Below are 10,749 nucleotides of genomic sequence, written 5' to 3'. Positions count from 1 at the left end.
ATCTCGAACAGGGCCGTCTGGCGCACGCCGGGCAGGGCATCGCTGCCGGTGATGTGACCGCTATCGTCACCGAGCGAAGCCAGTTGCACCGGCTTGGCCGTGGAACTGGCCGAGGCAAGCGTGATGATCGGCTTTGCCGCTGCTGGCGCCGCTTTTGCCTGCAGGGGCTGCTCGCCCGTTCGGGCGTTGCTGATGATGGGGGTTGGTGTCGCCGAGGCTGGCGTTGCGCCAAACATCGAGGCGAGGAAGCCTTTCTTCTTTGGTGCTTCGGCCTGCGGCATCTCGCCAGCCGTCACATAGACCGGGTTGTTCATGGCCGGAGCGGCAGCGGGCTTCGGCGCCGCCACGTCGCCGTCGACCGCGGCAATCTGCTGGGCGACCGCGTCGGTTTGCTGCGCGGTCTGTGCCTGCTGCGTCAGCGATTGCGGCGTGTTTCCAACGATGGTTTCGGCGCCCGCCGGCGTGGTCAGCGGAAAGGCAGCTCCCGGTTTGGACATAGGCACGTAGGCGACTTTTTCAGGCAGCGCCGTATCGCTCGCCGTCATCACCGTCGTCTGCTCGGTCGTGACCTCGGACGAATCGGCGACAGCGGCCGACTTGCCACTTGAGGCAGCATTCATATCCGATGCGGTGGCGTTGTAACCGGGCATTCCGACCGACATTGTCGGGTCGCCAGCCGAAGTGCAGGAGGCCAGAAGCAAGGAGCAGAGCGCTGCCACAATGGCGCGGCGTTCTCCCTTTGCGAGGCTCCATCCTGCTGATTTCAAAGTCAAATTCCCCCTCGATGTCCGATCGGTATATCCTTGGCGCCACACGCATGCGTCGATGCCAGGGTGACCTTTGTCTCCGATCCGGAAACGAGACCTGTGTCAAATCCGCAAGCCTGGAAGTATTTTTGCGGTGATTGCCGAATTACGGCCGCTTGATGGTTGACGACACCATTTCGCCCGCTTTTGGCGGTCCGTCAACTCACCACACATTACAGTCCGTTACACACGTACTTTCACATAGGTGCCGGGAGCATCACCCAAGGTTTTCATATGCTTGCCCGGTTTGCGGGCAGGCACGCGGGTGTTGTCCTTGGCCTCTATCCAGTCTTGCCAGTGCGGCCACCAGGATCCTGGATGGTCGGTGGCATTGGCTATCCACTGGCTGAAGTCGCCCGTCGGCGTACCCCCGGTCCAGTACTGGTATTTGTTGGATGCCGGCGGATTGACGACCCCTGCGATATGGCCCGACCCGGCCATCACATACTCGACCGTGCCGCCGAAATATTTCGAACCGAGGAACACCGAAAGCGCCGGCGCGATGTGATCTTCCTTGGAGGCGAGGTTGTAGACCGGGATGGTGATGTCGCCGAGCGAGACCGTGTGGCCCGCCAGTTCCATCGTGCCTTGCGAAAGATTGTTCTCAAGATAGCAGTTGCGCAGGTAGAAAGAGTGATTGGCCGCCGCCATGCGGGTGGAATCTGCATTCCAGTAGAGCAGGTCGAAGGGCAGGGGATCCTTGCCGCGCATGTAGTTGTTGACGACATAGGGCCAGATCAGGTCGCCTGAGCGCAGCATGTTGAAGGCGGTCGCCATCTTGGTGCCGTCGAGATAGCCCTTTTCGCTCATCGACTTTTCCACAGCGGCGACCTGTTCTTCGTCGACGAACACCTTCAGGTCGCCTGCATAGGTGAAGTCGACCTGCGTGGTGAAGAAGGTAGCCGATTTTATGCGGTCGTCGCCCTCTTGCGCCATCAGCGCCAGTGCCGCCGCCAGAAGCGTGCCGCCAACGCAATAGCCGATCGCGTTGACGTCGCGTTCGCCGGTGGCTTTCTCGACGGTGTCGAGGCCGTATTGCAGACCCTCGCGAATATAGGCTTCCCAACTCTTGGTGCCGTGGCGCTCGTCCGGATTGATCCAGGAGATGACGAACACGGTGTGGCCCTGTTCGACCGCCCAGCGAATGAAGGATTTCTGCGGGTTCAAATCGAGGATGTAGAATTTGTTGATCCATGGCGGGCAGATCAGCAAGGGCCGCTTGAGCACCGTCTCGGTCGCCGGGTCGTACTGGATGATTTCGGCGACGTCGCTGCGGCCGACCACCTTGCCGGGAGTGGTGGCGATGTTCCTGCCGATCTCGAAGGGTGAGTAGTCAGCCTGCCGCAGCTTCAGGTCGCCCTTGCCGGCGGCGATGTCCTCGGCCAGCATCTTCATGCCGCGCACCAGGTTTTCGCCGTTCGAGGCGACGGTTTCACGGAACAGTTCCGGATTGGTCAGGATGAAATTCGACGGCGAGATGGCGTTGGACACCTGCTTGACGTAAAAGCCGGCCTTGTGGCGGGTGTGCTCGTCAAGGCCTTCGGCGTGCTCGACCAGATCGGCCGCCCAGCGCGAGGTGACGAGATAGGCCTGCTTGAGGAAATCGAAGAAGGCGTTGCGGCCCCATTCCGGGTCGAGGAACCGCTTGTCGCCGCGCTCCGGCTTGACCGCGTCTTCGGTGTCTTGCGCGGCGTTGCTGGTGCGCTGAATGGCGTTGGCCCAGACCGTCATATAGCCGGAGAACAGCCGCGTCTGCGCTTCCAGCGCGCGCTGCGGATCGGCAAGCCAGTATTCGCTGAGCTTGGAAAAGGTCTTCACCATATCGACAACGGGCTCAGCGACATGGTCGCGCACGTCGCCTTTTTCGCGCGGCTCGGCCCAGGCGGAAGCGGCCTTGCCGGCCTGCTCGATCATGCGCGCCATGTTCAGGGCGAAGCGTTCCGGGTCCTTCACCAGATATTGCTCGACGGTCGAAGGCTCGTCATCTTCCGCTTTGCCCGAATCGGGTGTTTTGGACATGGTTGGCGGGGTTCCTCCCGAGGCCTTTTCTTGACATATTAACATGGGACATCCGACCGGGCCAATCTCGCTCTACCTCGGCTGCCAGGGAAACAATATGACGATTAATATTGGCGAGACTGTTTTTTTCGGTGCCGGACGTTTTTGCCGCATCGGTGCGGCGATCGTCCTCATCGGGATTGCCGGGTGCTCGAGCACCAACACGAATGGCCCAACGCCTGTCGCTGCGGGTACGGGGCCGAAGGATACCGGCACCTTTCCGAACCTGAACATCAAGCCGCAAGTGGCGGCGCCTCAGTTCACCGAAGCCGAGAAGAACGCCAAGCTCGCGCAATTGAAGGCGGATGAGAATGCGCAGGCGGCAAAGGGCGGCGGCCCGAAGGTCGCCAACCAGGCGGCGCTGACCGATCTGGCCAAGAAGCATGGCGACGAAACGCTGAAGCAGATCGAAGCCAAATGCGACCCCGCCCTCGACCCTACCTGCAAATAAGTATATAGCGCGCGCCCAACACCCCCCTTCGCTGTCTGGAACTGCCATGGAAGAATTTCACAAGGTTCGCCGGCTTCCGCCTTACGTGTTCGAGCAGGTCAACCGGCTCAAGGCCAGCGCCCGATCGCGTGGCGCCGACATCATCGACCTCGGCATGGGCAATCCGGACCTGCCGACGCCCAAGGCTATCGTCGACAAATTGTGCGAGGTCGTGCGCGACCCGCGCACGCATCGCTATTCCTCGTCGCGCGGCATTCCGGGCCTGCGTCGCGCCCAAGCCGCCTACTATGGCAGGCGCTTCGGCGTGAAGCTCAATCCCGACACGCAAGTGGTGGCCACGCTTGGCTCGAAGGAAGGCTTCGCCAACATGGCGCAGGCGATCACGGCGCCCGGCGACGTGATCCTATGCCCTAACCCGACCTATCCGATCCATGCCTTCGGCTTCATCATGTCGGGTGGCGTCATCCGCTCGCTGCAGGTGGAGCCGGACGACGGCTTCATCCCGGCGCTCGAGCGCGGAGTCAAACATTCGATCCCGAAGCCGCTGGCGCTGATCCTCAACTATCCGTCGAACCCGACGGCGCTGGTCGCCTCGCTCGATTTCTACAAGGATGTGGTCGCCTTCGCCAAGAAGAACGACATCATTATCCTGTCCGACCTTGCCTATTCGGAGATCTATTTCGACGGCAATCCGCCGCCTTCGGTGCTGCAGGTGCCTGGCGCGATCGACGTTTGCGTCGAATTCACCTCCATGTCGAAGACCTTCTCCATGCCCGGTTGGCGGATGGGCTTTGCCGTCGGCAACGAGCGGCTGATCTCGGCGCTGACGCGGGTGAAATCCTACCTCGATTACGGCGCCTTCACGCCGATCCAGGTGGCGGCGGCACATGCGCTCAATGGCGACGGCGCCGACATCGCCGAAGTGCGCGACATCTACCACAAGCGCCGCGATGTGATGGTCGATGCCTTCGGCCGCGCTGGCTGGACCATTCCGGCACCGGCGGCATCGATGTTCGCCTGGGCGCCAATCCCGGAGCCGTTCCGACATCTCGGCTCGCTCGAATTCTCCAAGCTGCTCATCGAACATGCCGACGTGGCCGTGGCGCCCGGTGTTGGCTTCGGCGAGCATGGCGACGAATTCGTGCGCGTCGCTCTGGTCGAGAACGAGCACAGGATCCGGCAGGCGGCGCGCAACATCAAGCGCTTCCTGTCGACCAGCGCCAAGCAGCCCAACAATGTCGTGCCGCTCTCCGCTCACCGGTAAGCTTGCCGCACGCAAATTCGATCTGACTTTGAGGGACGTCGCCGGACATGGCTGAAGCATTGCGTGTTGGAATTGCCGGCCTCGGCACCGTTGGCGCGTCGGTGGCGCGCGTGCTGCGCGACAAAGCGGTGGAACTGACCCGCCAGTGCGGCCGTGACGTGATCGTCACCGCCGTCTCGGCGCGCGACCAGAAGCGCGATCGCGGCGTCGATCTGAGCTCGGCAAAGTGGTTCGACGATCCGGTCAAGATGGCGCAGACCGCAGAAATCGACGTGTTCGTCGAACTGATCGGCGGCGACGAGGGCCCGGCGCGCTCGTCGGTGAAAGCGGCACTCGAAGCCGGCCGTCACGTCGTCACCGCCAACAAGGCGCTGCTGGCCAAGCATGGCGTGGCGCTGGCCGAGATCGCCGAGAAAAAGGGTGTTCTGCTCAACTATGAGGCGGCGGTGGCGGGCGGCATTCCCGTCATCAAGACCATGCGCGAGGCGATGGCCGGAAATTCGGTTACGCGCGTGTTCGGCATCCTCAACGGCACCTGCAACTACATCCTGACGCGCATGGAGGCCGAGGGCATCTCGTTTGATGCTTGCCTGAAGGACGCGCAGCGGCTGGGCTATGCCGAAGCCGATCCGACGTTCGACATCGAGGGCCACGACACCGCGCACAAGCTGTCGATCCTGACCAGCCTTGCCTTTGGCACCAGGATCGCCGCCAACGACATCTATATGGAAGGTATCTCCAACATCACCCAGGCCGACATCCGCGCGGCCGCCGATCTTGGCTACCGGATCAAGCTGCTGGGTGTCGCCCAGCATACCGAGAGCGGCATCGAGCAGCGCGTGCATCCGACGATGGTGCCGACGGCATCGGTCATCGCGCAGGTGCATGGCGTCACCAATGCGGTGGCGATCGAGACCGATATTCTGGGCGAACTGCTGCTGTCAGGCCCCGGTGCCGGCGGCAACGCCACCGCCTCGGCCGTCATCGGCGACATCGCCGACATCGCCAAGAGCCGGCCAGGCTTCCAGCATGGTCCGGTCTTTGGACGGCCGGCGAAGGAGCTGAAACCCTACAAGAAGGCGCAGATGCGCAGCCATGCCGGCGGCTATTTCATCCGGTTGACCGTGCATGACCGCATCGGCGTCTTCGCGGCAATCGCCAAGCGCATGGCCGATAATGACATTTCATTGGAATCGATCGTCCAGCACGCGGTCAATGGCGAGGCGGCGGCACAGAAGACGGTGATCCTCGTCACCCACGAGACGACGGAGGCTGCTGTGCGCAAGGCCGTCGATGGCATCACCAAGGATGGCCATCTGACCGACAAGCCGCAGGTCATCCGCATCGAGCGGGCAGGGTAGCTTTCGCCCGATAGGCCCTGCGGGACAGGAATCCCGCAGGCATTGAGGTCTGGTCTGGTGGGGACAGCCGCCACGCGGGAACGAATTGGTGTCGTCGCCGTTCTCTTGGTCAGCAACCAGAGGAACCGCTTCATGGCCGATACCAACAAGTCCGACACCCCTAATATCGACGACATCCAGAAGACGCTGGAAAAGCAGATTGCCGATTTGCGCAAGGAGATCACCAAGATCAACAAGAGCATTTCGGCGCGGGGCGCGGAGATGCTCGACGACGCCGGCGAACAGGCGTCCGAGTTGTACGACACGGCCGCGAGCCGCGCTTCGCGTACGGCGCAACAGCTGCGCAGCCAGGCTCAGGCTGTTTCGGAGGTCGCGCGTGAAAATCCAGGTACGACGACAGCTTTGGTCGGCGTGATCGGCCTGCTCGGCTTTCTGGCCGGCTTCGCCATTGGTCAATCGACGAACGATACCTCCCGCCGCTGGTATTGACCGCAGCGCGATAGGGCCGGGCTTCCGGCCCACTCTCTTGTTTTCAGCACATCACTTTTAAGGAGGGCACCATGGCTTCATCAGCATTGATCGGCATCCTGATCACATTCCTCGTCATCATCCTCGTTCTCTATCTGGTTCAACGCCTGCCGCTCGATGGCCGGATGAGACAGATAGTTCAGGTCATCGTCATCATCATCGGCATCATTTCACTGCTCAAATACCTCGCGGTTTTCTAGGCCGCGAACGCCGCCATTTTTACCGTTTTGAGACTGGCCCGGCGCACGGCGATCGGGCCAGTCTTGTTTCAGGATGCGGTTTAATCGATTGATATTGTTGGGCATTCGATAAAATCCTCGGTAGGTCTTGCCGTTGTCATGCTGGTTTGACAAAACAGGCCCGCCTCCGGCGGGAGGCCGCATTGCCAACGAGGAAATCACCAGATGAATGTGGCCCAGAACATCGTCGCCGGCCTTGACCGGATACTCACCATGGAACTGGTGCGCGTCACCGAACGAGCCGCCGTCGCGGCCGCCAGGCTGCGCGGGCGCGGCGACGAAAAGGCGGCCGACCAGGTCGCAGTCGACGCCATGCGCCAGGAACTCAACCGGCTTGCCATCAAGGGCACTGTGGTGATCGGCGAAGGCGAGCGCGACGAGGCGCCGATGCTCTACATCGGCGAGGAAGTCGGCTCCGGCAAAGGTCCGGCCGTCGATATCGCGCTCGATCCGCTCGAAGGCACGACGATTTGCGCCAAGAACCTGCCCAATGCACTCGCGGTCATCGCGATCGCCGAAAAGGGCAGCCTGCTGTTTGCGCCCGACGTCTACATGGACAAGATCGCCATCGGTCCGGGCTATGCGGACGGCGTCATCGACATCGACGCCTCGGCGGCTGAGAACATCGCCAGCCTCGCCAGGGCGAAGGGCGTGGCGATATCGGATATCACCACCTGCATTCTCGACCGGCCACGTCATGCCAGGCTGATCGATGCCGTGCGCGCCACGGGTGCCGCGATCCGGCTGATCGGCGATGGCGATGTCGCCGGCGTCATCCACACCACGGATCCGGAAGAAACCGGCATCGACATCTATCTCGGCACTGGCGGCGCACCAGAGGGCGTGCTGGCCGCTGCCGCGCTGCGCTGCACCGGCGGCCAGATGCAAGGCAGGCTGATCCTCGACACGCCGGAAAAGGTTGCTCGCGCGGCAAAGATGGGTATTTCCAATCCGAAACGGGTCTATCGGACGGAGGACATGGCGCGCGGCGATGTGCTGTTCGCGGCCACCGGTGTCACCGACGGCAACATGCTGGCTGGCGTCAAGTTCGGCCACAATTACATCACCACCCACACGATCGTGCGGCGCTCGTCGTCGCGCACGGTGCGCGAGATCAAGGCCCGCCATCAGGATCTGGATAAGTTCTGACGCTCGCTTGCGAAGCTACCTTGCAATTGCTAGCCATTCGGGCGCATCCGATGCTGGCTGCAAGGATTTGACGATGAAACCGTTCGACTGGCATGCGGATCCGATTTCGCGTGCCACCGCCATCACAAAGTCCTATCGCAACACCCAGAATGTGCGTCGCTTTCTCATCCGGGAATGCGGCGATGCATTCAGGTTCGACCGGCCTTTCATGGCTTGGCTCAAGGACGGTGTGGAAAAGACGATGGGCGATGCGGCCGACGAATGGCTTCGGCGCCAGGCTGAAAAGCGGAAAGCGCAGTTTTCTTGACTTGTTTCGGGACCGCGCGCACCCGTGAATCGCTTGGCTTTGCCTGCCTTTGGCCTATAGAGCGTCGCGTGAACGCGACGCGCTTAAAATTGTTGCCAATGCAGGTCGTCGCCCCAAAGCCGCTGCCCACTTATGGGCGACATGCATTATCGTGCGGCCAACGATGAGTTGGCAAAGCGTATGACCGGCGAAAAACGCCTCTTCCTCGATGTCAGGCAGTCAGTATCAGGGGTTTCCTGGGAACATCGGCTGACAGAACGCCAGGACCTGATTGCGCTCGCCATCGCGCAAGGCCATGGCGTGCCCGATATCGTCGCGCGGGTGCTTGCCGGCCGTGGTGTTACCGCCGAACAGACCGAGCGGTTTCTCGACCCGACGATCCGCGATCTTCTGCCGGATCCGGCATCGCTGACGGACATGGACAGGGCGGCGGCCCGCATCGCCGCCGCGGTGATGGCCCGGGAAAAGGTGGCGATCTTCGGCGACTATGATGTCGACGGCGCCGCCTCGTCGGCCTTGCTGAAGCGGTTCCTCACGCATTTCTCGGTGCCGTCGGAAATCTACATCCCGGATCGCATTTTCGAGGGCTATGGACCCAATCCGGAGGCTATGCGCGAACTTGTTTCGCGTGGCGCGACACTGATCGTCACTGTCGATTGCGGCACCAACAGCGCCGTTTCCATCGATGCCGCCAACGAGGCTGGGGCCGATGTCGTGGTGCTCGACCACCACCAGGTCGGCGGTGCCTTGCCGGCGGCAATTGCCGTCGTCAATCCCAATCGCGACGACGACCTTTCCGGGCAGGGCCATCTCTGTGCCGCCGGCGTGGTCTTCCTCGCCCTTGTGCAGACGGCCAGAATCCTGCGCGGCCGCATGGCCGATGCTACGCCGCCGGACCTGCTCTCGCTGCTTGATATCGTGGCATTGGCCACAGTCTGTGACGTGGTGCCGCTGACCGGCGTCAACCGCGCCTTCGTGGTCAAGGGGCTGCAGATGGCGCGCCAGCAGAAGAATGAAGGGTTGGCGGCACTGGCACGCGTGTCGCGTATCGGCGAGCCGATCAGCACTTTCCATCTGGCCTATCTGATCGGCCCGCGCATCAATGCCGGCGGACGCATCGGCGATGCCGCACTTGGTAGCCGGCTGCTTGCGACCGACGACCCGGTCGAGGCGCGCACCATTGCCGAGACGCTCGACCGGCTCAACCAGGAACGGCAGTTGATGGAGCAGGAGATGCTCGCGGCGGCGCGCGTCGAGGCCGATGCAGAGCTCGCCGGCGGCAATGGCCCGGCTATCGTCGTCACCGCCTCCAACAGCTGGCATCCGGGTATTGTCGGCCTGCTCGCTTCGCGATTGAAGGATCATGCCCGGCGGCCCGCCTTCGCCATCGCGTTCAATGCTGTGGGCATCGGCACCGGTTCGGGCCGCTCGGTCTCGGGTTTCGACCTCGGCCGGCTGGTGCGCGAGGCGGCCGTTGCCGGTCTGATCGTCAAGGGCGGCGGCCATGGCATGGCGGCGGGCATCACCGTGGAGCGGGCAAGGCTTGGCGAACTCAGGGCGTTTTTCGAAGAACGGGCGGCAGCCGACGTGTTTCGCCTGCAGGGCGAGGAAAGCCTGGCCATAGACGGCGCACTTGCCGCTGAAGGCGCGACGCTCAGCCTGCTCGACGCGCTGGAACAGGCCGGACCCTTCGGTGCTGGGCATGTGGCCCCTGTTTTCGCGTTGCCGCGCCACCGATTGGCCGATGCGCGGCCGGTCGGCACCAACCACATCCGCGTCGAACTGCAATCGGAAAGCGGCGGCCGCATCCAGGCGATCGCCTTTCGCGCTGTCGAAACCGCACTTGGCGAATTCCTGTTCAAGAACCGGGGCAAGACGATCCACGTCGCCGGTTCGTTGTCAGGCAACTACTGGAACGGCAACCGCACCGTGCAGTTTCGCATCAGCGATGCGGCTCGTGCGTAGGCTTTGATCAGGCGAGAACGGTCTGCAGCCGGGTCAGTTCGCCGATCTGCGCCATCGTCGCCTGATAGCCGAGGTTGATCGCCTCGTCGGCGCGGTGGAATTCGGTCAGGCCGATATGGCTGAGCTTCGGCTGCAGCGACATGTCAGGCGGGTCGCCGGCAAGCCTGGCGCGCGAAATGCGGTCCTGAATGATGTTGAAGGCCTCGACCATGACGCCGGTGATGCCGAGCCGCGTCTGATGCGACTGGCGCTCGGCGTCGATCTGACCAGGCCGCGGCGCGTCCTTTTCAACGACCAGCTCGCCGGCGCTGTGCTTGATGACGGCGGCGCGGCCGAACAGATCATAGTGAAGGTTGACCGCCACGACGAGCGGCTGCTCATAGGCGCGGCAGACCGAAACCGGTACCGGGTTGACCAGCGCGCCGTCGACCAGCACGCGGCCATTGCAATTCACCGGCTCGAACACGCCGGGCAGCGCGTAGGAGGCGCGCATGGCGGTGATCAATGAGCCGCTCGACAGCCAGATTTCGTGGCCGGTGCGGATTTCGGAGGTGACCGCGACGAACGGCTTGGCAAGGTCCTCGAAACGAATGCCGGCCATGTGCTCGCGCAGCCTTGCAT

Annotated in this window: 11 protein-coding genes and 1 pseudogene; 8 read left to right on the top strand and 4 right to left on the bottom strand. The window is 62.7% G+C overall.

What is annotated here, in order from left to right:
- Positions 1 to 773, bottom strand: a pseudogene (locus EOD15_RS19420) (peptidase M15A); the annotation flags it as partial.
- Between the two features lie 216 nt (positions 774 to 989).
- On the bottom strand, positions 990 to 2,825 hold the full coding sequence (phaC, locus tag EOD15_RS19415; RefSeq protein ID WP_127396079.1) for a class I poly(R)-hydroxyalkanoic acid synthase: 1,836 nt from the start codon (positions 2,823 to 2,825) through the stop codon (positions 990 to 992).
- A gap of 97 nt (positions 2,826 to 2,922) precedes the next feature.
- On the opposite strand from phaC, the gene EOD15_RS19410 reads away from it, so the two are divergent.
- The 5 genes from EOD15_RS19410 (at position 2,923) to EOD15_RS19390 (ending at position 6,668) form a co-directional block, all read left to right on the top strand.
- Positions 2,923 to 3,315, top strand: coding sequence for a hypothetical protein (locus EOD15_RS19410; protein WP_127323218.1), 393 nt, complete (start codon positions 2,923 to 2,925; stop codon positions 3,313 to 3,315).
- A 46-nt stretch (positions 3,316 to 3,361) separates the two neighbouring features.
- Positions 3,362 to 4,579, top strand: coding sequence for an LL-diaminopimelate aminotransferase (locus EOD15_RS19405; protein ID WP_023810473.1), 1,218 nt, complete (start codon positions 3,362 to 3,364; stop codon positions 4,577 to 4,579).
- Between the two features lie 47 nt (positions 4,580 to 4,626).
- On the top strand, positions 4,627 to 5,940 hold the full coding sequence (locus EOD15_RS19400) for a homoserine dehydrogenase (protein ID WP_127322886.1): 1,314 nt from the start codon (positions 4,627 to 4,629) through the stop codon (positions 5,938 to 5,940).
- 132 nt (positions 5,941 to 6,072) lie between these two features.
- Complete coding sequence (locus EOD15_RS19395) at positions 6,073 to 6,429, top strand: hypothetical protein (RefSeq protein ID WP_127379827.1); 357 nt, start codon at positions 6,073 to 6,075, stop codon at positions 6,427 to 6,429.
- A 71-nt stretch (positions 6,430 to 6,500) separates the two neighbouring features.
- The gene (locus EOD15_RS19390; RefSeq protein WP_013531988.1) at positions 6,501 to 6,668 is read left to right on the top strand and encodes a Thivi_2564 family membrane protein; all 168 of its coding nucleotides are present in this window, start codon (positions 6,501 to 6,503) and stop codon (positions 6,666 to 6,668) included.
- Here the strand turns inward: EOD15_RS19390 and EOD15_RS37245 are convergent.
- Positions 6,639 to 6,773, bottom strand: coding sequence for a hypothetical protein (locus tag EOD15_RS37245; protein WP_281035568.1), 135 nt, complete (start codon positions 6,771 to 6,773; stop codon positions 6,639 to 6,641). The genes EOD15_RS19390 and EOD15_RS37245 overlap by 30 nt on opposite strands.
- 99 nt (positions 6,774 to 6,872) lie before the next feature.
- Between EOD15_RS37245 and glpX the strand changes: the two genes are divergently transcribed.
- The 3 genes from glpX (at position 6,873) to recJ (ending at position 10,128) form a co-directional block, all read left to right on the top strand.
- Positions 6,873 to 7,856 (top strand): class II fructose-bisphosphatase, encoded by a 984-nt coding sequence (gene glpX / locus EOD15_RS19385; protein WP_127321554.1) that lies wholly within the window; start codon positions 6,873 to 6,875, stop codon positions 7,854 to 7,856.
- A 73-nt stretch (positions 7,857 to 7,929) separates the two neighbouring features.
- The gene (locus EOD15_RS19380) at positions 7,930 to 8,163 is read left to right on the top strand and encodes a DUF6434 domain-containing protein (protein WP_127321553.1); all 234 of its coding nucleotides are present in this window, start codon (positions 7,930 to 7,932) and stop codon (positions 8,161 to 8,163) included.
- 180 nt (positions 8,164 to 8,343) lie between these two features.
- Positions 8,344 to 10,128 (top strand): single-stranded-DNA-specific exonuclease RecJ, encoded by a 1,785-nt coding sequence (gene recJ / locus EOD15_RS19375; RefSeq protein ID WP_127321552.1) that lies wholly within the window; start codon positions 8,344 to 8,346, stop codon positions 10,126 to 10,128.
- Between the two features lie 7 nt (positions 10,129 to 10,135).
- Here recJ and EOD15_RS19370 read toward each other — a convergent pair.
- A partial coding sequence (locus EOD15_RS19370; protein ID WP_148129582.1) for a patatin-like phospholipase family protein occupies positions 10,136 to 10,749 on the bottom strand: 614 nt, incomplete at its 5' end.

This window comes from Mesorhizobium sp. M7A.T.Ca.US.000.02.2.1 (assembly GCF_003996995.1).
Taxonomy (GTDB): Bacteria; Pseudomonadota; Alphaproteobacteria; order Rhizobiales; family Rhizobiaceae; genus Mesorhizobium.
The sequence above is the reverse complement of the archived record's forward strand: the minus strand, read 5'-3'. Positions and strand labels throughout refer to the sequence as shown.